The 23,358-nt window shown below is 65.3% G+C and carries 18 protein-coding genes; 9 read left to right on the top strand and 9 right to left on the bottom strand.

Annotation, left to right across the window (positions count from 1 at the left end; genetic code table 11):
• Positions 1-123: 123 nt before the first annotated feature.
• A complete protein-coding gene (locus tag IEW02_RS19830) occupies positions 124-1,443 on the bottom strand; it encodes a UDP-glucose dehydrogenase family protein (RefSeq protein ID WP_188546596.1) in 1,320 nt (439 codons plus the stop codon).
• A gap of 138 nt (positions 1,444-1,581) precedes the next feature.
• Positions 1,582-2,838: a lipopolysaccharide biosynthesis protein gene (locus tag IEW02_RS19825; protein WP_188546595.1), complete on the bottom strand. Its 1,257-nt coding sequence runs from the start codon at positions 2,836-2,838 to the stop codon at positions 1,582-1,584.
• 440 nt (positions 2,839-3,278) lie between these two features.
• Here IEW02_RS19825 and IEW02_RS19820 point away from each other — a divergent pair, with 440 nt between their 5' ends.
• The gene (locus IEW02_RS19820; RefSeq protein ID WP_188546594.1) at positions 3,279-4,277 is read left to right on the top strand and encodes a GDP-mannose 4,6-dehydratase; all 999 of its coding nucleotides are present in this window, start codon (positions 3,279-3,281) and stop codon (positions 4,275-4,277) included.
• A gap of 20 nt (positions 4,278-4,297) precedes the next feature.
• On the opposite strand, the gene IEW02_RS19815 is transcribed toward IEW02_RS19820, so the two are convergent.
• From IEW02_RS19815 to IEW02_RS19805, 3 genes are all read right to left on the bottom strand, one after another.
• On the bottom strand, positions 4,298-5,869 hold the full coding sequence (locus IEW02_RS19815) for a sugar transferase (RefSeq protein WP_229746169.1): 1,572 nt from the start codon (positions 5,867-5,869) through the stop codon (positions 4,298-4,300).
• 123 nt (positions 5,870-5,992) lie between these two features.
• A complete protein-coding gene (locus IEW02_RS19810) occupies positions 5,993-7,036 on the bottom strand; it encodes a glycoside hydrolase 5 family protein (RefSeq protein WP_188546593.1) in 1,044 nt (347 codons plus the stop codon).
• 83 nt (positions 7,037-7,119) lie between these two features.
• Complete coding sequence (locus IEW02_RS19805; RefSeq protein WP_188546592.1) at positions 7,120-8,214, bottom strand: endo-1,4-beta-xylanase; 1,095 nt, start codon at positions 8,212-8,214, stop codon at positions 7,120-7,122.
• Between the two features lie 317 nt (positions 8,215-8,531).
• On the opposite strand from IEW02_RS19805, the gene IEW02_RS19800 reads away from it, so the two are divergent.
• The 5 genes from IEW02_RS19800 (at position 8,532) to IEW02_RS19780 (ending at position 16,001) form a co-directional block, all read left to right on the top strand.
• On the top strand, positions 8,532-9,626 hold the full coding sequence (locus IEW02_RS19800; protein ID WP_188546591.1) for a lipase family protein: 1,095 nt from the start codon (positions 8,532-8,534) through the stop codon (positions 9,624-9,626).
• An 11-nt stretch (positions 9,627-9,637) separates the two neighbouring features.
• Entirely contained in the window at positions 9,638-10,879 is a 1,242-nt protein-coding gene (locus IEW02_RS19795) for a lipase family protein (RefSeq protein ID WP_188546590.1), read from the top strand.
• 168 nt (positions 10,880-11,047) lie between these two features.
• The gene (locus IEW02_RS19790; protein WP_188546589.1) at positions 11,048-12,868 is read left to right on the top strand and encodes a tyrosine-protein kinase domain-containing protein; all 1,821 of its coding nucleotides are present in this window, start codon (positions 11,048-11,050) and stop codon (positions 12,866-12,868) included.
• The gene (locus IEW02_RS19785; RefSeq protein WP_188546588.1) at positions 12,865-14,898 is read left to right on the top strand and encodes an acyltransferase family protein; all 2,034 of its coding nucleotides are present in this window, start codon (positions 12,865-12,867) and stop codon (positions 14,896-14,898) included. The genes IEW02_RS19790 and IEW02_RS19785 overlap by 4 nt, the downstream gene beginning before the upstream one ends.
• A complete protein-coding gene (locus tag IEW02_RS19780; RefSeq protein WP_188546587.1) occupies positions 14,895-16,001 on the top strand; it encodes a glycosyltransferase family 4 protein in 1,107 nt (368 codons plus the stop codon). Before IEW02_RS19785 ends, IEW02_RS19780 begins: the two co-directional genes overlap by 4 nt.
• Here the strand turns inward: IEW02_RS19780 and IEW02_RS19775 are convergent.
• The gene (locus tag IEW02_RS19775; RefSeq protein ID WP_188546586.1) at positions 15,980-16,537 is read right to left on the bottom strand and encodes an acyltransferase; all 558 of its coding nucleotides are present in this window, start codon (positions 16,535-16,537) and stop codon (positions 15,980-15,982) included. The two genes, IEW02_RS19780 and IEW02_RS19775, sit on opposite strands and share 22 nt — an antisense overlap.
• Positions 16,530-18,011 carry an O-antigen ligase family protein gene (locus tag IEW02_RS19770; RefSeq protein ID WP_188546585.1) on the bottom strand — a complete coding sequence of 494 codons (1,482 nt, stop codon included), beginning with the start codon at positions 18,009-18,011 and terminating at the stop codon, positions 16,530-16,532. Before IEW02_RS19770 ends, IEW02_RS19775 begins: the two co-directional genes overlap by 8 nt.
• Positions 18,012-18,120: 109 nt before the next feature.
• Here IEW02_RS19770 and IEW02_RS19765 point away from each other — a divergent pair, with 109 nt between their 5' ends.
• Positions 18,121-19,266, top strand: coding sequence for an acyltransferase family protein (locus tag IEW02_RS19765; RefSeq protein ID WP_188546584.1), 1,146 nt, complete (start codon positions 18,121-18,123; stop codon positions 19,264-19,266).
• 7 nt (positions 19,267-19,273) lie between these two features.
• Positions 19,274-19,759, top strand: coding sequence for an acyltransferase (locus IEW02_RS19760; RefSeq protein WP_188546583.1), 486 nt, complete (start codon positions 19,274-19,276; stop codon positions 19,757-19,759).
• On the opposite strand, the gene IEW02_RS19755 is transcribed toward IEW02_RS19760, so the two are convergent.
• Both IEW02_RS19755 and IEW02_RS19750 read right to left on the bottom strand, forming a co-directional pair.
• Positions 19,756-21,033 (bottom strand): lipopolysaccharide biosynthesis protein, encoded by a 1,278-nt coding sequence (locus IEW02_RS19755; RefSeq protein ID WP_188546582.1) that lies wholly within the window; start codon positions 21,031-21,033, stop codon positions 19,756-19,758. The genes IEW02_RS19760 and IEW02_RS19755 overlap by 4 nt on opposite strands.
• Positions 21,030-22,136, bottom strand: coding sequence for a glycosyltransferase family protein (locus IEW02_RS19750; RefSeq protein WP_188546581.1), 1,107 nt, complete (start codon positions 22,134-22,136; stop codon positions 21,030-21,032). The genes IEW02_RS19755 and IEW02_RS19750 overlap by 4 nt, the downstream gene beginning before the upstream one ends.
• 134 nt (positions 22,137-22,270) lie before the next feature.
• On the opposite strand from IEW02_RS19750, the gene IEW02_RS19745 reads away from it, so the two are divergent.
• Positions 22,271-23,341: a glycosyltransferase family 4 protein gene (locus IEW02_RS19745; RefSeq protein WP_188546580.1), complete on the top strand. Its 1,071-nt coding sequence runs from the start codon at positions 22,271-22,273 to the stop codon at positions 23,339-23,341.
• Positions 23,342-23,358 lie beyond the last annotated feature (17 nt).

Raw genomic sequence — 23,358 nt, 5'->3', positions numbered from 1 at the left:
CAGGGTGGTTGCGTCTTTGACCAAATGAGCCATGCCGCTTCGTTTTACGTTCGCGTTAATAAACAGCGGTACGGCTTGTAGGCGTTCTTCGTGTCTGATAGCAGAATTCACCTCGGTGTCGGACTACGGGCGTCCGAGTCCGCGATAGGTCCATCCCGCGTCGCGCCACATTTTAGGGTCGAGACAGTTGCGTCCGTCGATGATCGTCTTCGATCGCACGACAGGAGCTAGATCAGCGGGTGTCAGCGCGCGGAATTCTTTCCACTCCGTCAACACCAGCACGGCGTCTGCACCCTGACACGCGTCCAGCGCACTCGCGCTGTAGCCGAGTGTTGGGAAGAGAGCACGAGAATTGTCCATCGCCTTGGGGTCGTACACAGTCACTGCGGCACCCTGAAGCTGAATCTGTCCGGCAACATTCAGCGCTGGTGAATCACGAACGTCGTCCGAATCCGGTTTGAATGCCGCCCCCAGTACAGCGACGCGGGAGCCGAGCAGCGTGCCGCAGGCCTCGCGGGCAAGCTCGACCATCCGTGTACGTCGGCGCATGTTGATGTTGTCGACCTCCCGCAGGAACGTCAGTGCCTGGTCAGCACCCAGTTCGCCGGCGCGGGCCATGAACGCCCGGATGTCCTTGGGCAGGCAGCCTCCGCCGAAGCCGATGCCGGCGTTGAGGAAGCGACGGCCGATGCGCGCGTCGTGTCCGATGGCATCGGCCAGCACGGTCACATCGGCGCCCGACGCCTCACACACCTCCGCAATGGCATTGATGAACGAGATCTTGGTGGCCAAGAACGCGTTGGCAGACGCCTTGACCAGCTCGGCAGTCGCGAGATCGGTCACGAGGAACGGGATCTCCTCGTCGAGCAGTTGTGCATACACCTCTCGTGCCAGCGCCTCCGCACGTCCCGGACGGTCCCGATCGACGCCGAGAACCAGTCTGTCAGGGTGCAGGGTGTCTTTGACGGCAAAGCCTTCACGAAGGAATTCGGGGTTCCACGCGATTTCCACCCCGTCACCGGCTGGAGCAAGCTCTCGCGCCATCACGCCCAGTCGTTCGGCGGTGCCGACTGGCACGGTCGACTTACCGAAGATGACCGCTGGTGAGGTGAGCAGCGGCGCCAAGGTGGAGATCACGGCGTCGACGTAGATCATGTCGGCGGCGAACTCCCCCTTCTTCTGGGGGGTACCCACTCCCAGGAAATGCACCTCGGCAAACTGGGCCGCTTCCTCGTACGACGAGGTGAACCGGAGCCTTCCGGCCGCGATGTTGCGTTGCAACACCTCTTCGAGGCCGGGCTCCCAGAACGGGACCTCGCCTGCCTCGAGTTTGGCGAGCTTTGCCGGGTCCACGTCGACACCGAGAACGTCGTGACCGAGCTCGGCCATGCACGCCGCATGTGTTGCGCCTAGATAACCGGTCCCGAAAACGGTAATGCGCATTTTGATGAACTCCCAGATGAGCGACCGTGAGCGGCCGACGATCGATTGCGGTCAGACTACGTCGATTCTGACAACCTCTCGACTCCTGCAATCGAGGACGAATCTCGACACCGAGGTCACAGTTGAACGTAGGCCGAATCAGTGATGAACAACGCTCTGCGCTTCCGCCGACAAATTGCGACGCGTCGTGCGGACGACCGAGCGGAGTCGGTATGCCTGAAAAGCGGTGACCACCGCTTCGGAAATGAGCACCGCCACCGCCGCACCGACTGCTCCGCCGAACGGAACCAAAATAAACAGCAGTGGAATTCCGCAGACGGCGCCGAGTACGGCGCTGACAGCGACGTCGCGATCTTTACCCAGCGCGAGTAGGCAAACCATTCCCGAGCATCGGGACAGAACCGAGAAGCCGATGGTCAAGCCGATGGGTACAGACAGCGTCCATGTCAGATCGTGCTGCGAGTCGCCGAGGAATCCGGCGAACGTGGGGCCACCGATCACGATTGCGAGGGCGACCGTCGAAGCAATGACGCGAGACATGTTCGTGGCCAGCTTGATTCGCCGCAGGGTCTCCTGACTTATCGGATTGCTCGGCACCCACCCTTGCAACCATTGATAGACAGGGACGGTAACGAGAAACATCAGCCGGCTCAAACGGTCCGCGATGGCGTAGATGAAGACACTGCCCGGCGCCAAGGCCGCCACGACAAGGGTCGGAAGTGTCAGGTAAGTGGCCGAGGTCAGCTGGGTGACACTGGCGAAGACCTGTTTCTTAGCTTGCGTCAACGCGATTGCTACTCCGACCTCGCCGGAGCGCTCACCTCGTGTACTCGAGTAGGCAGACATCAGGATCGACACAATCGCGCCAACTACCTGACACCACGCAAAGGCAAGAGCGCTGTTCGACGACGCGGCCCACCACACTCCCACGGCCGACGCGGCGACCCGCGGTACAGCGTCGAGCACGAGCAGCGCGCGAACATCACCCGCACCGATGAACAGCCATGTCATACCGAGCCCCAGCAACGCTGCCGCCAGTGCGGACACCGCCGATACCGCGGCGTCGTCCGGCCGCAAGAGCGCAGCTACTGCGCAGGCGATCCCGATGGCGAGTGGGGCGACGAACCCTCGGGCGATGATGGAATTGATCGCCATCGTGCGGCGTTCTGCCGGCGAGGCCACAGCCGCCAGGGTCGGACCGTTGAATCCCCAACCGAGGGCTACCGCAATGGTGGCCAACGCTCCCGACGACTGTCCGACCGCAACGGATGCCCACTCGTCCGCGCTCGTGACACGCACGAGGATCGGGATGACGGCGAACCCGGCAACAGCCGGGCCCAGAACGGCAGCAGCGAACCCGCCGATCCGAACGAGGGGCTTCATGCGGGTCGCCATGAGGCGATGCTAGGCGTCGGCTGCGCATTCTTGCCGGATATGGACTCCGAGCTCACCATTCCGCCCCCTCCCGCGACCGGCAAATATTCACCAATCCATTCTCGTAGCCGTAACGAAGTAGCGATTGAAGACGAAAACATTCAAGAACCTTGCTCGGATTAGCGATACCGAATCAACTCTCGCAGTGCACTTTTCGAGAACTGTGAGACTATTGAAACGGCATCGGAGATGCGAGCAAACCAATATCTCGAATAGCGGCTTCAAAACAGATACCGCGCCCCGGTTTTACCATCCGAACCATTTCGAAGGCGAGTTTCCATGCACAGTTTCGTGGGTACCCCCCTGTTACGTGACGCCGAGGTGCTCCTCGCCGGACGAAACAATCCGAAAGCCGGGACCATGGTAGTGACACCGCACACCGATCCGGCGGGAGCGCTGTCATGACATCGACACCCACCGTGCTGATCACCGGCGTCGGCGGCCAGGACGGCACCTACCTCGCCGAGAAGCTGCTCGAGCGCGACTGGACCGTCTGGGGAACCCGTCAGCCAGGCTCGCACGCGAAGCACAATCCCGATCTACCGTCCACGGTCAAGATCATCGAAGCCGACCTGTCCGAGTCGAAGACGGCGCAGGACGTCATCACCGAGATCCGGCCGCACTATGTCATGCACCTGGCGGCCTTGTCGTCCGTCGGTCAGTCGTGGGAGCGTCCGCTCGAAACCGCCCAGGTCAACGGGCTCGCGGCCATCGCGCTCATGGAGGAGTGCCTCGCCCTCACCAAGAGCGGCGAACGCAAGGTGCGCTTCGTGAACGCCTCCAGCGCCGAGATCTTCGCCGGCGCAGGCGAGGTACCGCAGACCGAACAATCCCCCATCGTTCCGATCTCGCCATACGGGTCGGCCAAAGCCTTCTCGCACAACATGGTCGGGTCCTACCGTTCGCGCGGACTCTCGGCCAGCAACGCGATTCTCTACAACCACGACTCACCGCGCCGGCCCACGTCGTTCGTGACGCGCAAGATCACCGCCGGAGTCGCGCAGATCGCCGCCGGGAACATCGACACCATTTCCCTCGGCAACCTCGACTCGATGCGTGACTGGGGGTGGGCGCCGGACTACGTCGACGCCATGACCAGGATCGCGCTCGCCGACGAACCCGACGACTTCGTGATCGCAACGGGCGAGGCGCACACGGTCCGCGCCTTCGTGATCGCGGCATTCGCCGCCGCAGGCATTCCGTGCTGGTCCGACCACGTCGTGATCGATCCGCGATTCAACCGGCCCGCCGACTCGGGCGTTCTGCTCGGCAACGCGAGGAAGGCCCACCGCGTTCTCGGGTGGAAGCCGACCAAAACGTTCAAGCAGGTCGTCACCGCCATGGTCGAACACGACATGGATCTGGTCGCTCGCGGGCTCGTCGGACCGCAGATCCCCTAGCTTCAGGGGCGGCGACAGGGTCAGTAGGCCCCGTCGCTGCCTAGCACCGCACGCAGCGTCTTGAACACGATCAGCATGTCGCCGGTCATCGACCAGTTCTCCACGTAGGAGAGGTCCAAGCGCACCGTCTCCTCCCACGACAAGTCCGATCTACCGCTCACCTGCCACAGCCCGGTCACACCCGGCTTGACCAGAAGGCGTCGGCGCACTTCACCGTCGTACGTCTCCACCTCGCGGCGCAGCGGCGGGCGCGGCCCCACGATGGACATCTCGCGCCTCAGCACGTTCACGAACTGCGGCAGCTCGTCGATGCTCAGGCGGCGCATGATCTTCCCGACCTTGGTGATACGAGGATCGTCGCGCATCTTGAACAGCACTCCCCCGTCACTCTCGTTGCGCGCGAGGAGATCTGCGACCTGTTTGTCGGCGTCGACGACCATGCTGCGGAACTTGATCATCTGGAACGGTCTGCCGTCCAACCCCATTCGCTCCGACCGGTACAGCACCGGACCCTTGCTGGTGAGCTTGACGGCCGCCGCGACCACGAGAAGCACGGGCGAGATCGCCAGCAGTGCCGTGACAGCGAAGACCAGGTCGAAGAACGTCTTCCCGAACCGTGATGCACCGTTGTACTGAGGCTTTTCGACGTGGATCAACGGCAGACCGGCCACGGGCCGCATGTGCAGCCGCGGGCCGGCGACGTCGACCACCCCGGGCGCCACCACCAGGTCGACGTTCTTCTTCTCCAGATCCCAGATCATCTTGCGAATACCGTTGTGACCCATGTGATCCGTCGCGGTCACGGCCACCGTGTCGGCGCCGGACTCCTCGATCGCGGTCAACACGTCGTGCTCGGTGCCGAAGACGGGGATGTCGAACCCGTCGACGGTCAGAGCGCCGTCGTTGACCCTGTGCGCAGCATCCGCCTGATACTCGGGCAGGCACATACCGACGACGGCGTATCCCGAGCTCGGATCTCGGGTGAAGCTGCGCGCCATCGACATTGCCGAACTACGGCTGCCGACGATGATCACCGACGTCTGATAGCGGCCGTGACTGCGCGCACGTGTGATGTGTCGACGCCACAGCCAACGCGAGCCGAGCAGCGCGATCAGTCCGGTGGGCAGGGCGATGGCGAGATACCCGCGCGCGATATCCAGCCGCAGAACGAGCGCCAGGATCGCGATGACGCCGAAGAGTTGAAAGGTCGCGGAGATGATGCGGCGGTATTCCTCCGCCCCAGTGCTGACCACCCGCGGCGAACGCGTCCGGAAGATGGAGAGAAAGACGATCCACAGTGCGGCGAGGCCGAACGAGAGGATGGTGTAGCTGGCCGAGGTGAAGGACACGTCCACGTCGGCTGCTCCGAAGCGCACGAAGTGCGCCGTGGCAACAGCGGCCACCACGACGACGACATCGGTGATGCGCAGCCGGTCCACGTAACCCTGTTCCCAATCACGTCGCGACGACGTGCGTCGTACCCGTCGAACACGTCCCGAGGGTGCGACGTCGGTGGTCACCGGCGCCGAGCCGGCGGACGCACTGGAGTCGATGGTTGCCATCGCCCACGAACCCTTCGCTTGCTTGACCATTCATGCAGGCGACGATGTCTGCAAATGGGAAAAGCCTAACGCTAAAAGCGACAGCTCGAGGGGCAGCTGATATGGAGAAGCCTATTGTTCTACTTGTTCACGTATCCGTAAACAACGACGTAATCAATTGGCGGACAAAAGCTGATCGAATGCCGGTTTACGCGAGAAATCCTTGCGCAGCAGTCCGTAATTGTCTTCGGTGGCCGCCGGGTCGGTGCCGCGGTCACGGATCGCGTGAACGAATATCGGGCCCGCGTACGGCAGTGACCGCGCGGCCTGCACCCCGCTCACCACGATCTGCGCCTGACGATCCTCGCTCACACCCGCCGTGCCCGTCGGAGCGCCGTACTCGGTGATCCAGACCTTCTTGCCGCCGTCACCGTTCGCCTCCATCGTCGCGTGGACCGCGCCGACCGAGTTCCAGTACCCGCGGGTGTCCTCGGCGACAGTGTCCGGCCAGGTGTAGGGGTGCACGGCGACCGCGTCGAGGAATGCGCCGCCGCCCATCGCGTAGAGCTGGTCGACGAACGTCTTCGGGGCAATGGAGCACAGGCCGTCGGGACGGTTGGCCAATCCTCCGCCGACGACGACGGCACTCGGCTGCACGCGATGAATGGCGAGGTAGGCCGACCAGAGCAGGCCGAAGTACACCGGAACGCTCGGGCATGGCGAGAAGAAGCCGGGATGATTCGGCTCGTTCCAGATTTCCCAGTGCGTGATCGACGAGCTGTATCGGGTGGCCGCGACCTCGGCGAACCTGCCGAACAGCTCCAGATCCAGCGGCGGACCCTGCAGCACCGACATCGGCGGCCGCGACCAGCCCGGCGCGTACCCGATCAGGCCCAGCACCGTCAGCCCGCGACTGCGAGCCTGATCCACCACGTTGTCGACGCGCGACCAGTCGTACTGCCCGGGCCGGGTTTCCACCGTCTTCCAGGTGATGTCGAGCCGCAGCCACGACGCGCCGGCCGCCACCATGGCGTCGAGTTCGCCGATCAACTCGTCGTTCGGAAGTTCCACCATCGAGGCGCCGCTGGAGAAGCCGACGTCCGCCGGCGTGGCTCCGGCACGGGGGGTGGACCCGACGGACACGGTCCCCACGGTGGCCACGATTGCCAGAATCAGAATGAGGGTCAGCCTACGTAGCGAAGTGCGTAGTGCGATCACGCGAAAAGGTTCCTTGCCGTCGATGGTCCGCCGAGTATTTCAGACCATTCCGGCATCGGCCAATCGAGACAATGGGCGCCGGACTATCTCCCGCCCGCCGTTACGTAATTCTTCACCGCCTGGTAACCCGCCTTCGGCGAGAAGTCGTAATTCAGTACGCCGAAGTTCTGCTCGGTCTTCGACGGGTCGGTTCCGGAATCGCGCAGCGAATAGAGGAAGACCGGACCGAGATACGGCACCGTCGCGGTGTGCGTCAGAAACGACCCCAGGATGGTGGCCTGCTGCGCGTCGGTCACGTTCTGCGATGCTGTTCCCGTGGGCGCTCCGTACTCGGTGATCCAGATCTTCTTGCCGGCGTCCCCGTTGGCACTCATCACGGCATAGGCGTCCGCGACGTTGTCCCACGTCGTGTTCGCCGGGTCGATCGGTGTGTACGGGTAGGTGTACGGATGAAGCGCGATGCCGTCCATGTACGGGCCCACCCCTAATGCGTAGAGCGAGGTGAGGAATGTGATCGGCGAGCGCGACACCGCACTCACATTGTTGGCGTTCGCCAATCCCGGCCCGAGAACCGTCGCCTCGGGAACCGACGACTTTATTGCCGTGTACGTCGCTTTCTGAATTTGCGCAAAAGAATTCGCGTCGACGCCGGGGAAATAGAAGAACCACAGATTCGGTTCGTTCCATACTTCCCAGGTGTTCACCCTGCCGCGATAGCGCTCGGCGGCGGTTTGGGCGAACTCGGCAAACACGTCCTCGTCGGCCGGCCGGCCCTCGAATCCGGACCACTGGCGGTAGCGCGCCCAGCCCGGGGTGTAGGTCACGAGCCCGAGCACCTTCATCCCGCGGGCCGTGGCGTAGTTCACCAGTCGATCGGTTGCCGCCCAATCGAATTGGCCCTGCCGCGGTTCGATCATCGACCAGCTCGTCAGCATCCGGACCCACGACGCGCCCGCTGCCTTCATCGCGTCCAGCTCCCGCGCGAGGTCGGCGTCGGACTGGTAGAGCAGTTGCGGGCCCTCGGCGAATCCCAGTCGGGCCAACTGGGTCGCGGCAACCGGCTCGACGACGGGCGCCTCACGCACGTCCGGAGGCGCCGAGAGGGATGCCAAAGTCGCTACCAAGGACGCGCAGACAAGGCCGCGCATCCAGCCCGACATGCTCACTCGCGAATCCATGGCATCACCGATCTATACATTCCAATGGCTCACGCACCTGCCTGAGACCGCCATTTGTACACCACTGAGGCCATTAATGGGTAAGAGGTAGGAAAACATTTGACCAGGCAAAAACGGAAAGAGACCGATAGCTTACAAATTGCCGAAACCACTACGGCGACATATGGTTTACGGAGTACGCGTTGATACCCGGACCGTCGACTTCATGATCGTTTGGGCCCCCGAAAGGTGACAAGAGCTTGTTGAGAGGCGCGAAAATCGTCGGCGCGACGGTTGTCTTCGCCATTTGTGCGTCGGCGTGCACGAAAACGTCGGAGGTGGCTGCCATCGACCCGCAGCCCACCACCGGACCGGGCCACGTCGAGAGTTCCGAGCGACTGTTCACCACCGAACCGAGCCTCGCGAAGACGCAGGCGTCGATCACCCGCGTCGTCTACACGTCGACGTCCGGGGTCGACGGGTCCCCCACTCAGGTGTCCGGCGTGGTAGCCGTTCCTCCCGGAGCGGCGCCCGAGGGCGGATGGCCGATCGTGTCCTTCGCCCACGGCACCACCGGGGTGAAGCCGGAGTGCGGCCCGTCCGTGCATTCGGACCTCTACGGCAGCGGCGGGGTCATCGCGACGCTGGTCGCACGCGGGTACGTCGTCGCAGCCACCGACTACCAAGGACTCGGCGTCGGATCCGGCCATCCCTACCTCGAACCGATCACCGCAGCGAACAACGTGATCGACGCCGTCCGCGCCGCTCGGACCCTCGTGCCCGACACCCGGCCGCAGTGGTTGGCGTACGGCGGATCCCAAGGCGGACAGGCAGCGTGGGCCGCCGCCGAGCAGGCTCCCACCTACGCGCCGGAGTTGCCGATGGTGGGATCCGTCGCCACCTCCCCCGCCCTCGATCTCGAAGGTCTGGCCGACGCCGCGATCGACGGCACGCCGTCTACCCGCCAGGTGGGCGTCCTCCCGCTCGTGCTCACCGGGATGACGAACGTGCACCCCGACAGGCGGATCGACGACTACATGCGGAACGCACAACAGAACTTGGCCGGCACCTTGGTCTGCGCCGGCGACGGCACCGTCGAGCGCGACACCGCATTGCAGAAGGTGGCGCCGACCGATTTCGTTCCCGCCACCGACGACGCCGCACGCAACCTGCGAAGCTGGCTGCGCGACACCTCACTGCCGAAAACGGAGACCACGGTTCCGATCCTGGTCCTCTACGGCGGGAAAGACGATCTCGTACTACCGAATTGGGTGGACACAGCTGTGAACAGAGCATGCGGCCTCGGCGACATCATCGACTCCCGGCTGCAGCCGGACAGCACGCACCGAATCGACACCACACCCATCGGCGACTGGGTTGCCGACCGGTTCGCCGGCCGGCCGGTCGCGAACACCTGCGAGGCAGTCCAGTGAGCATGCGTCGAGTGGACACGCCGTCACGCCGCGTGCGTCCCCGCACCGTGCTGTTGGCTGTCGCGGCGGTCCTCGTCGTGATGATCGTGGCCGCGGTGGCCGCGAAATTCCTCGGCGGCGGGCTCGGGCCCGACATCTACGCCACCGGAGCGCTCGCCACGCCTCCCCCGGGCGACGATCGGGGAACGGCGTTGTCGTCCACCGAGATCGACACGTCCGACGAGGATCTCGCGCGGTCGTCGAAGTCGATCCGCACCGTGGTGTACCGGTCGATCTCGGGCGTGACGGGCCAGCCGACCACCGTCAACGGAACCATCGCCGTCCCCAACGGCAACGTCCCCGAGGGCGGGTGGCCCATCGTCTCCCTCGCCCACGGGACGTCGGGCATCCTTCCCGAGTGCGGGCCCACCGCGTCGACCGCTCTGCGGGGTGTCGCGCCGTCCATGGCCGCGCTGCTCAAGCTCGGATACGTCGTTGCCGCAACCGATTACGAAGGTCTCGGACCCGATCAGGCGACCAGCCATCCGTACCTCGAACCCACCACCGCCGCCAACAACGTCATCGACATCGTGCGCACCGCGCGGTACACGGTTCCCGACACGTCCACGAGGTGGGCCGCCGTCGGAGGCTCGCAGGGTGGTCAAGCCGCGTGGGCAGCCAACGAGGCGGCCGCGACGTACGGCACCGGCCTCGACATGGTCGGCGCCGTCGCTCTCTCGCCCGCCGCGAACGTGACCGACTACGTCACCGCTGCCGCCACGGGAAAGCTGACCGGGCAGCAGAAGCAGGTCTACCCCATGCTCATCACCGGAATTCACAACGCCGATCCCGCCATCGAGGTCGGCGCCTACCTGCACGACACCGTCGAGAAGGGCATCTCCACCCTCCTCGAATGTGTGGGTGAGAACCAACCGGCCAAAGATCTGATCGTCAACGCCGCGCCGCAGACGTCGTTCGCACCGTCCACACCCGCCGACGCCGACGCGTTGACCGCCGTACTGTCTCGCTACGCCCTCCCGCGAACACCGGCCGCGGCACCGATGCTCGTCGTGTACGGCGACGCGGACATGACGGTCATCCCGTCGTCGACGGACGGGGCCATCGACAAGGCGTGCGCACAGGGCGACGTGATCGAGGTACAGGTTCAGGCCGGTAAAGGACATGCCGTCGACCCGACGCCGTTCGCTGCATTCCTGAAAGAGCGCTTTTCCAATACCGACCCGAAGAACGACTGCGCTTCTCGAACCGGGTAATGGGTTCGGTTTTCGGGCTATTTTCCGGCGCCGTTATCGCGTTCTTGCTGCGATGCTCTCGAAAACACCACTGCAGCTACGCTTTACGATACCGAGGCAGAGAATTGTCACACTGATGTTTACCTCCCGATCGGGCGAATACCGAAATCTATTTCTATACTTCGATACGTGGACATCACCGATTACCTGAGAGCCCTGGCGACGCGCTGGTGGGTCATCGTCGCGACCCTGTTCATCGGTCTGGGCGGCGGATTCTTCGCGTACACCACCGTGGATCCGACGTACACGGCGTCGTCTCAACTCTTCGTCACCGCCACGGGCAGTGGCTCGGTGTCCGACGCGTACCAGGGCACCGTGCTCTCCTCCCAGCGAGCGGCGGCGTACACCGCCCTGGTGAGCGGTCAGCAGGTCCTCAGTCGCACCGCCGCACAGTTGGGGCCCGAGAGCCCCGACGATCTGGTCGGCAGCGTCGCGGCAACCAACACACCGCAGTCCCCGGTCATCGCCATCGCGGTCGTGGCGGACAACGCCCAGACCGCGCAGGATCTCGCGAACGCGGTCGCCGCCAACTCGATCGCCTACATCGCCGAGGTCGACGCACCCGAAGCCGGCCGCCCCGCCGTGGTCAAGGTCGAGCAGACCGAGATCGCCGCGCTGCCCTCCGGTCCGATCGCCCCCGATCTGTTCAGGTTCTTGCTCCTCGGCGCCGGCGGCGGTCTCGTGGTGGGTATCGCCGTCGCGATGCTCTGGACCCGCTTGTCCAACAAGGTCACCGAGAAGGCAACGGCGTCCACACTTCTCGACGTTCCGGTGCTCGGCGAGATCCCCAAGGACCGTGACCTGAAGAAGGACTCCATCGCCGAGTTCACGATCGGACAGTCGCGGCCCGCGGAGGCGTTCCGTAAGTTGCGCACCTCGCTGGCCCACGTCGACTTCGAGAATCCGCCGCGCGCAGTGCTGTTCACCAGCGCGAAGGCCGGAGACGGCAAGACGACCGTGGTGCTCAACCTTGCTCAAGCCTTGGCCGAAGCCGGTGAGAGTGTGGTTGCCATCGAGGCGGACCTGCGGCGCCCGTCGTTCGCGAAGATCATCGCCCTGCGTTCGGACATCGGATTGGGCGACGTGCTGGACGGCACCGCCCGCCTTGCCGACACCATTCAGTACCCCGGCGACACGGGCGTCGCCATCGTGTCCGCGGGAGCGTTGGCACCGAACCCCAGCGAACTGCTGGGCTCGGCGGCCATGGGCGACGTGGTAGCGGAATTGCGTCGAAACTTCACCTACGTTCTCATCGATTCGCCTCCCGCCCTTCCGGTCACGGACGCATCGGTCATCTCGCCCCTCGTCGACGGTGTGATCATCGTGGCGGCTCTGCGATCGTCCAGTGCCTCCAGCCTGGAGAGCGTGACGAAGCTTCTGCGCACGGTGCATTCGCGCATTCTCGGGTCCGTACTGACGTTCACGAAGGCGTCGGGCGTACTCGAGGCGACCTACTACGCAGTGGAAGCTCCGCAGAAGAAGCGGACAACCCGTAGAACCGCCGAGCGTGGCGCTCCGGAGCGACGAGTCGCGGAACCTGTGGCCATGGAACCGGGGTACACACAGCAGCACCCGGCCTACGCGCAGCAGCAGGCTCCGGCATACGAGCAGGCTCCCGCCTACGCGCAGGCTCCGGCCTACGAGCAGCCTCCCGCCTACGAGCAGGCTCCGGCCTACGAGCAGCCTCCCGCCTACGAGCCCAGAGGTCCGGTGTACGGACCCCAGGCCCACGGGGCTCCGCCTCCCACGTACGTACCCCCGGCTCCGGCGTTCCGGCCCACTGTTGCGGTGCGTCCGGTGCCGGCTCCGCTCCGCAACGGTCGTCACAGCGGTCCGCAGCGCCCGGCGACGGCCACCGTCGACGACGCGACCGAGGGAATGGACCGCTCCACCGCCGATCACGACGCCGAGGCCACCGCCGACCGCCACTCGGATGCATTCGGTAAGTGACAGACGTTGGCACAGGCCTTCTTTCGAAAGACAACCGCCGGAGTGACATCCAGGGCTTGCGAGCCGTTGCCGCCGGGTTGGTGGTCAGCTACCACGCAGGGCTGAGTCCACTCCCCGGATCGTTCGTGGGGGTCGACGCGTTCTTCGTGATCTCGGGTTTCCTGATCACGGGAATGCTCATGTCGGAAATCGGTCGATCCGGCACGGTCTCGCTCACCGGCTTCTACGCCCGGCGGTTGCGACGGTTGCTGCCGGCGGCACTGTTCGTGCTTCTCGTGACGCTCGTCGCCGCGAAGGTGCTGCTGCCTCCGCTGACGCTGACCGAGATCACCCGCGACGTGATGTTCTCGGCCGTGCACCTGGGCAACTTCTGGTTCGCCTACAACGGCACCGACTACCTTGCCGACCCCACTCCGTCTCTGGTGCAGCACTATTGGTCGCTCGGTGTCGAAGAGCAGTTCTATCTGATCTGGCCGCTGTTCCTGCTGCTTGTTGCACGGAAGTCGGACGGGCGGGTTCGCCGCACCGCCCTGTGGATCGGTGTCGCAGCGGCCGTGTCGCTGGCCCTGTCGGTGGTGGTCACGGACTTCTCCCGCGGCCTCGCGTTCTTCCTGCTCCCCACGCGCGCATGGGAACTCGCTGCCGGAGCCCTGGTGGCGCTTGCGATTCCGCTGATCTCCACCCTGCCCGCCGCGGTCAAGGCCGCGATCAGCTGGGCGGGCCTGGTCGGGCTCATCGTGTCCGCGGCGGTCATCAGCGACACGTTGCCGTTCCCCGGGTGGATCGCACTGCTTCCCGTCCTGTCGACCTGCGCCATGATCGCGGGCAACGACACCGAGCGCGGCGTGCGGATGCTCCTCGCGCTGCCACCGTTCCAGTTCATCGGCAAGATTTCGTACTCGCTCTACCTATGGCACTGGCCGCTGTTCCTGATACCGGCTCTCCTCCTCCCCCGCGAGCTGAACCTGCTGGAGAAGCTGGGGCTGACGGTGGTCGCGGTCGTGTTGTCCTGGCTCACGTGGCGATTCATCGAGGAGACACTGCGCGCCGCACCGGTCGTCACGGCCCGCAAGCGCCGCAGCTACGCGATGGCCGCGGGCATGACCGTGATCGTCCTGTTGGCCGGAGTCGTCGTCGGACGCCTCCCCGCGCTGTACACCAATGCGGTGGCGCCGGAGGCGAACATCGCTCTCGCCTCGTCCGGTACCGAGTTCCCGACGTCCGTGCCGAGCAACCTGCAACCCACCCTCCTGGGTGCCCGTAAGGACCTGCCGCAGATCTACGAGGACAAGTGCGAAGCGGCGCCGGCCGACACCACACCCATCGCCTGCGAGTACGGGGACACCGCGTCCGACCGAACCGTGGTGCTGTTCGGTGATTCGCATGCGTCGCAATGGTTCCCGGCCATGGAACGGTACGCGTCGTCGCGGTCGACGAAGTTGGTCACGATGACCAAGTCGGCCTGCCCGCCCGTCGACATCGAGATGTACAGCACCCTGCTGCAACGGCCGTTCACCGAATGCGACCAGTGGCGGGCGGCGGCGCTGCAGCACATCGCCGAGCTGAAGCCCGATCTCGTGGTGGTCAGCGCGTATTCGACGGTCTACTCCTCCGTGTGGCAGGGCACCGGTGACTACGACGCGGCATGGTCGAGCGGCCTGACGAGCGTCCTGACGGCACTTCCGCCGACCGCGTCGACGTTGGTGCTCGGAGATACGCCGCACTGGAAAACCGCGCCCGCCGTGTGCCTCTCGGCGAACCTCGACAACTCGGCGGAGTGCGTCGAGCCCGTCGGCGACGTCACCGACTCCGCACTGAGCAACGTCGAGGAGCGTGCGGCCGCGGCGGCCGGAGCCGACTACGTCGATTCGACGCAGTGGCTGTGCAACTCGACCTGCTTCCCCATGGTGGGAGACATCCTGATCTACCGCGACGAGCATCATCTGAGTGCGCACGCGTCTGCCGCGCTGGCACCGGTGCTGGGAGCCGAGCTCGACCGCATGACACCGAATGGGCGGCCCTCCTCGTGAGTACGGAACCGCGGTGGATCTTCGCCGACCACACGTCGGTACCGGGCGGCGGAGAGCTTGCGCTCGTGCGGTACCTGCAGGCGACGTCGCTCGCCGACGTCGAGGTACTGACCCTCGAGGACGGCGACGTGTGGAACCCGTTGCGCGAGAAGTCCATTCCGGTGACCACGCTCGGGCCGGCGAACGCCCTTCGCACTCAGCTCGCTCTACGCGCATATGTGCGTCGCAACCGCGATGCGGTGTTCGTAGCCAACACCATGCGCATGGCTCTGCTGCTGGCTCTGGCGCGCACCCGCCGCACCAGAATCGTCTACTGGGTCCGCGACGGTCTCACCGACACCTACATGTCACGCGCCAAGCAGCTGCTGACCCGCTACGTCACGCTTCCCAGAATCGCTGCTGCAGTGGCGAACTCGCAATGGACCGCCGGCACGGTGACGGCCCTCGAACCGGCCATGCCGATCCGGGTCGTGCCCAGTCCGAGCGGTATCGATCCCGACACCGCGACGACGAGTCCGCGGACCCTGCCGACGTCGGGTCCCGTCCCGATCGCCTTCGTCGCCCGGATCTCGGAGTGGAAGGGACCGCACATCGCCATCGCCGCCGTCGACGAGGTGAACCGGCGCGCCGGCCACGAGCGTGTCCACCTCACGGTGGCCGGTGGAACCCTGTTCGGCGAGAACGAGTTCCGGGACCGCTTCCTGGCGATGGTCGAGGCGTCGAGCGCCACCGACTACCTCGGACACACCGACGACGTGACCGGACTGTTCGCATCGAGCGCCATCATGCTGCACTGCTCGGTGACCCCGGAACCGTTCGGGCAAGTGGTGGTGCAGGCGATGAACGCCGGGCTGGTGGTGATCGCCACCCGCGGCGGCGGACCGAGCGAGATCATCACCCCCGGAGTCGACGGCGTCCTGATCGAGCCCGACGACCCCACCCTCCTGGCCGACGCGCTCGAGGCACTACTCGACACTCCGTCCGGCTACAGCTCGATGTCGCGGTGCGCGGTGAAACGGGCCGCGGACTACTCCGACGACACCCTGGTGGCCCGGCTGGATCGATCGTTGCGGGAGCTGAGTCAGATCCAGAAGCGGCGGTAGGGCTTCAGCCCCTCCTGCGCGCCGTCCGCCCGATAGCGCAACAACTTCGCGGGATTACCGGCGTAGACGCCGTTCGCTTCGAGCCGGCCGTGGGCTACGGATTTGGCGCCGAGCACCACTCCGTCCTCGAGGACGGAGCCGGGCGCGACGGAGCTACCGGTGGCCAGCCACACCCGATTGCCGATCACCGTCTTCTTGCTGGTGCCCGCGAAGGTCGGGCTGTCCGGATCATGACCCACGGTGAAGATGCTGACGTACGGGGCCATGTCGACCTTGTCGCCGATCTCGATCCCGCCGCGCGCGTCCAGATGTGCGTGGTGGCCGATGTTGACCACGCTGCCCGTCTTCAGTCCACCCAGGTCGAGCACACGCGTGTGCCGCCCCACCACGACGTCGGTGCCGATGTCCCACCGAAGGAGACTGCGCGCCAGCTTGTTTCGGAACCACGCACTCGGCACTCGCAGCAGAACGTTGGCCAGTTCGATGCGGGTGTCGACCGCGAAGTCCTTCGGCGACCGTCGCCGCGAGTCAGGCATCGGTGGTGAGCCGCTCGGCGCGGACGGCGGCGTTGTAGCGCGCGGCCACTTCCGAGTCCCGGTCCAGTTGAGCGCGTCGTTCGATGGCCGCGGCCTTCGCGTTCTCGCTCTTCAGCACCCAGGCACGCCGCATCACCGATCCCAGGGCGAGGGACGCGATCAGCCCCATCGACGTCGCGAACGGGTTCGAGAACACGCTGTAGACGAGGAAGAACAGCACCACCGCGCTGGCACTCTGCGCCGCCGGATCCAGCCGCAGTGACCACGCGTCGAGCACGGCCTTCAAAAGCAACGCCAGCACGGCGATGGCAGCGAACGGCCCTGCGCGATAGAGAATGTCGACGAACATGTTGTCCAGGTTCGCGACCGATCCGGTGGACAGCCCGATGGCGCCCTTCCCGAACGGGTACAGCATCGCGTCGGGAATGAGCTTGATCAGCTCGAGCCGCACCTGGGCCGATCGGTCGCTGCCCGCGTCGAAACTGGTGAAGCGATCCGCGGACAGGATCGAGGAACTGCCGCTGAACCGGTCGACCACCTGCAGCAGCCCGTATCCGGCGCCGACTGCGAGCACCACCGGCACCAGGCGACGAAGCCCGCCCCGCCCGCTGATGACCATCCAGCCGAGACCAACGGCCACGCCGAGCAGTGCCGACCGCACACCGGTGAGGAACAGCGCGAATGCCATGGTGCCCACCGCGACCACCAAGAAGATCTGCATGACCAAGCGCGACTGCAGGATCCGGCTCACCGAGACCAGGAGCGCGGTGGACAGCAACGCCGCGAACGGGTTGGGCGCATCGCCGGTGCCGAACACCCGCACTTCCTGCGGCAGCGGCTTGCCGATCGACGTCAGCTTGGACGACTCCATCCAGCGCACATCCCAGTCCGGCAACACGAAGAACTGGTAAATGCCGTACAGGCCGATGGCCAATCCGATGAACGGCAGCAGCGCCTCCATGGTGCCCCACACGTCCGGCAGGGACCCCGACCGAATCTGCACGATGACGATGAGCAGGCAGATCTGCACCAGCGTGAGGAACAGGAAGTTCGGCCCGATCAGGCCATGAGTGACCGTGGCCGCGACGTACACGGCCGCCGTGACGTACATCAGCTTCTGCCAGAGGTCGCGTGGGCCGTCCTTGGTGGTGACGCAGTAGGCGATCGCGATGATCACCAGCATGGCGGGAAGGGCCACCAAGGGATCCGCGGACTCCTTGCCGCCGTCGTCGAGTACGCGCCGGATGAAGCCCAGAAAGAAGATGACCGAGGCGGCGACCACGAGCGAGGTTCTCGGTCGCCACGCGATACCGGCCATCAAGCCCACGAGCACCACGATGTACAACTGATCGGACAGTGTTGCGCCCGCGAATCCGACCGCGAGAGCGAACAATGCGATTCCCACGCCGATGGCACCGATTGCCAGAAGCCTGAGCGGATTGTCGCCCAGCCTCGCACCCAGGCTTGTCATCATGAACGCCAAGACTAGTCGGTGAGCCGCCTTTTCACACAGCCGAAAAGGGTGCAAGGGAAATCACCGAGGTCGTCGAGAAATATCGCGATCACCCTCTTATCATCGACCCATGAGCAATTCGTCCGTCACCGCCGCTCCGCAAAGCCGAATGCAGGCGTTGGACGGACTGCGTGGATTTGCGACCATTCTCGTCCTGCTCGGTCACGGGGCCGCCTCGATGGGGTGGCCGGTGCTCGCCGGCGCGCCGTTCTTCCAGGGATACCGCGCACTGGTGATCTTCTTCGCACTCAGCGGGTTCCTCATCACCTCGCTCATGGTCCGTGAGCTGAACAAGACCGGCCGCATCGCACTCGGCGCGTTCTACTACCGCCGTGCGATGCGGTTGATACCGGCGTTCGCGGTGTTCCTGGTGGTGGTGGCCATCCTGGCTGCGAACGTGTCGTTCATCAGTGTGTCGCTGCGTCAGTGGCTTTCGGCAGCACTGTTCATCAACAACTACGTCTCCGGACCGGCCAATGCGTGGTGGGTGGGGCACTCTTGGTCACTGGCCATCGAGGTGCAGTTCCTGCTGATCTGGCCGCTGATCCTGTACTTCTTCGGGCCCAAGATCGCCCTGCGGGTCGCGGCCGTCGTGATCGTGCTGGGGCCCATCGTCCGCATCGGGCAGTACCTGCTGTTCGAGTCCCTACGCGGCAACATCACCGTCACGTTCCACACCCGCGTCGACTCGTTCCTGATCGGTGGGGCGTTCGCACTGCTGTTGAACGACAAACGCTTCCGTGACCAGCTGGTGAAGTGGTGCCTGCGGTTGGCGATCCCGGCCACGGTCTTCATCACGCTGATCGAGCCCTACGTTGCCGGAATCTTCAAGCTGCACTACTACTTCCCGATCGGCTACACCCTGGACGGGGTCGCGAGCGGCATCATCATCGTCGCCTGCCTGAACGGATCCAAGTGGGTCATCAAGTTCTTCTCGTTCCGCGCGTTCACCTTCGTCGGCATCAATTCCTACAGCACCTACCTGTTCCAACAATTGTTCATCAATCATTTCGGTCCGCCGCCTTGGAACAATGCGATTCTTGGAATTGCGCTCAGCGTTCTCGCGGGATTCCTGGGTTATCAGCTGATCGAGAAACCGTTTCTCAAGTTCTCGACCCGAAAGAAAGCCACGAATCAATCTCCGCCCCCGTTACCCGGTCCTGCGGTTCCCGGCGACAAGACCGCCGACGTGTCCGATCAGACCGTGACGAAGTAGGGCGGGCATGGGTTCTTTCCGCCGGTTCTGGCTGAACACCGTCGCGTCCAACTCGATCTGGACCACCCGGCAGCGCAGCGTGCTGTACCGGCTCGGTGGTATCGAGTGCCGCGCCGTGGCGATGTACCCCGGGCTCGCGGTGTACGGCGACGCCAAGGTGACACTCGGACGTGAGTGTGTGATCAACGCGGGCTGCACCTTCGACGCCACCGGGCCCATCACCATGGCCCCCGGATCCGGACTCGCCTACAACTGCTCCGTGCTGACGTCGACCCACGAGCTGGGTCCGTCCGAGAAGCGATACGGCCCGGTGGTGGTGGGCCGGGTCGACATCGGCCGCGGGGTCTGGGTCGGTGCGAACGTGACGATCTTCCCGAACGTCACCATCGGAGCCGGGTCCGTGATCGGGGCGGGTTCGTTGGTGACCAAGGACGTGCCGCCGAACTCGCTGGTGATGGGCGTACCCGGCAAAGTGGTTCGGACGCTGGACTAGTCGACTGTTTCCGACCGGCCTCCGGCCTGCCCGCCGGTCATGGCGTCGACCGTCGGGTGTCGGCGCTCCTCACGCCGGGTCGCGAACGAGATGGCGACACACCGCACGATCGCGCAGGTCATGGTCACCGACGCTGCCTCGAACCCCGTCAGTCCGCCCCGACCGAGTACCACGAGACCGGCCGCCATGACCGCCGCCGTGATCCACGACGGCACGATCAGAATGTGCGGCCGCCCGATTCCGGCGAAGTACGAGATGTCCACGTAGTACCGATCGTTGAACACCTGCGCGATCACCAACACCACGATGATGGACTCGAGACCGCGGAAGTCGGGTCCGAACAGCACCCCGATCAACGGAGCGGCCACCAGCGTCACGACGAGCCCGGCCGCGGCACTGAGCATCACGGCGCGGCGACGGGTCGCGCGGTGCAGGAGCCGTCGATCGCCCGATGCGTTGCGGGTCTCGGGATACATCATCATGCCGACCGCCTGGGACAGCGGATTCGACACCGACACCACGGTGACCGCGACCGCGTACCGCCCCAGCTCGGACGGCGTCGACAACACGACCATCACCAGCTGATCCATCCGCGCCGTCACGGCGTCCGACGCCGCGGACATCCACCGGGGGAACGCGTAGGTGATCAGCGCCCCGTAGGCCTCGGAGCGCAGCGACCCGGCGGTCCTGGTGAGCAGAACCGCGGTGCCGCCGACGATGTAGACGATCATCGACGCGAGATAGGTGATGACCGCGTGGGGAGCGGTGAGCTGACCGGCAGCGGCCAGTCCGATGACGCAGACGCTGGGCCCCGCCAGCGGCACGATCCGTAAGACGTTCCACGACTTGACCCGCGACTCGGCGTAGAGGATCTCCTGCCCGCACAGGCCCAGCCCGACGAACGGCAACGTGACCGCCGCGGCGCGCAGACCGTGAGTGACGAACTCCGGATAGTCGCCGGCGACTGAGGGCGCGAGGATCCACAGCACCACCCCCGCGAGCGCTCCCAGCACCACCGACGTGGCCGCGGCCTGCGTGACGACGGGAGTGCGCGTGCGAGTGGACATGTAACCGCCGGCGTTGGGCACACCGAGGAACACCAACCACGACAGCACCGTCAGCACGATCATGACGGCGGTGATGGACCCGCGCCCGTCGGCGCCCAGCGTGCGGGCGATCAGAATCCCACTGATCAACCCGAGGCCGGTGGTGGACGCCTGAACCCCGGCGGTGGCGATGATCTTGCGGTACTTGCCGAGCCCGCGCACTCTCACAGGACCGGTTCTCGCGCATCGAGTTCGAGCACGCCGGCCCACGCCGCACCGGTGACGGACCACGAGATGTTCTCTGCCGCCCACTGCGCCGCGGCTTCGCCCCGACGTGCACGCGCGGCCGGGTCCGACGCCAAAGCGACTACCGCGTCGGCGAATTCGGCAGGATCGCGCGCGAGTACGAGTGCGTCGCCGTACCACGACGGGGTGGTGTCATGGCCGCGGGTCGATACCGTCGGGACGCCAGCGATCAAGCAGTTGGCTACCGTCGACCTGCGCCCCGAGGCGCCGTCCTTGAACGGGAGCAACGCGATGTCGGCCGACAGGATCTCCTCGATCACCTCGGGCTCCGCGCGGTACCCGAGGGGAACAGCACGTGGATCCGGGGCCGCCGCCGTTCCCACCACCCGCATCTCGTAAGCGATGCCGCGCGCATCGAGCGCGTCGAGGGCACCGACGATCATCGAGAAGTCTCGCGACGGATGCTTCGACCCGAAGTGCAGCAGGCGCAGCGCAGGCCGAGACGGCGGCAGACCGTCGCGCGCGGACAGGTTGTGCATGGTGGGCGAGACGGGAATGACCGTGATGCGCCTGCGAACCCACGGCACGAGAACTCCGAGCCACCGCGCCCGCGTGAAGATGGTGACCACGGACTTCGGCGACGCGCTGGCAACGAGCATCACCAGTACCGCCTGCGGTAGCGCCAGCACCCGGTGTCTGAATGTGACCACGGCCGAGCTCATTTCGTGGAACACGGTGGTGACGGGAGCGACGCGTCGCTGCAACGTCCACACCAACAGCGGGATGGAGAGCGGCAGGCCCTGCCGGTGGTACATGTGCGGCACGTAATGAAAGACGACGTCGTCCGGCTGGAGCCGGCGTGCCGTGGCGACGAGCGCCGAGTAGCCCGACCGGGTCCAGTCCTCGTGTTCGACCACATCGGCTCCGTCGAACGTGGTGCCCCGACCCGGCCACGGCGCACAGAGGACGGTGACATGGCAGTCGGGCCACCGCTTGCGCGTCTCCTCGATCCATCGCGCGCAGTAATCACCCACACCGCCGGGCTGGGGCGGGAATTCTCGGGTGACGATCAGAACGCGCTTCACGCTTGTCGAGGCCCTTCCGAACTTTTGCCGTGCATTCGATTTCAGTGAATACTACAAGCGCCAGTTGACAATTGCCTGTCGGTAGTCCACTGAGTAACAAGCGAATTCACCGAAAGGGTGCCGTGCACGTACACATGACCGGGTCCGAGTGGTTCGATTCCCGCCCCGGCGGTTTGAATCGATACTTCGAATCCTTGTTCTCGGCTCTGCGTGACGACGAAACCGGGCCGGTGACCGCTTCGGCGTTCGGCGATCCGATCCCGGGCGGCACGTCCTGGAGTCCGACCGGCAAGAGTCTCCCGGCGCGCATCGCCGCGTCCCGTGTGCACCCACCCGAGGTCTCGAGAGCGGGGCGCTCGAACACACTGATCGACAGTCACTTTGCGCTCTACGGCAATTCCCGCACCACCCTGGAGCGGCGAACCAACGTCATCACGCACTTCCAGGGTCCGTGGGCCGCCGAGAGCAAGATGGCCGGCGCCCGGGACATGCGAATCCGGGCGAAGTTCCTGCTGGAGAAGTCCATCTATTCGCGCTCGGACGCATTCGTCGTTCTCTGCCAACGATTCAAGGACGTCATCGTCGGTGACTACGGCATCGACCCCGACATCGTGGAGATCATTCCCGGCGGTGTGGATCTGGAACGGTTCGCCTTCGCCGAACCCGAGACGTCCGCCCCGGTGGTGGTCTGCGCTCGGCGGCTCGAACGCCGCATGGGCATCGACGTGCTCATCAACGCGTGGCCCGAAATTCTTCGGGCCGAACCGGACGCACGGCTGTTCATCGTCGGAAAAGGCACGTACGAGGACGAGCTTCGCGCACTCGTCACGCGCATGTCACTGGACAAATCGATCACGTTCGAAGGTCGCGTGAGCGACGCCCGCCTCAACGAGCTCTACCGAATGGCCACGGTCACAGCCATTCCCAGCCTTGCGCTCGAAGGTTTCGGGTTGATCGCCCTCGAATCGCTGGCGTCCGGTCGACCCCCCGTCGTCACCGACTGCGGCGGCTTGCCCGACACCGTCGTCGCACTGGATCCGTCTCTCGTCGTCCCGATCGGTGATGCCGACGCCCTCGCCGCACGGATCGTCGGCGTGTTCAACGGAATCGGCCCGACGGCGAAGGAGTGCCGAGTGCACGCAGAGACCTTCGCCTGGGATCGGATCGCGGCCCGGCACCGCGAGCTGTACGCGTCGCTGTTCTGAGGTTCTGAGGTTCTGAG

Origin of the sequence: Rhodococcoides trifolii (assembly GCF_014635345.1) — a bacterium.
GTDB classification, from domain to species: domain Bacteria; phylum Actinomycetota; class Actinomycetes; order Mycobacteriales; family Mycobacteriaceae; genus Rhodococcoides; species Rhodococcoides trifolii.
This window is presented reverse-complemented; position numbering and strand designations above follow the sequence as displayed.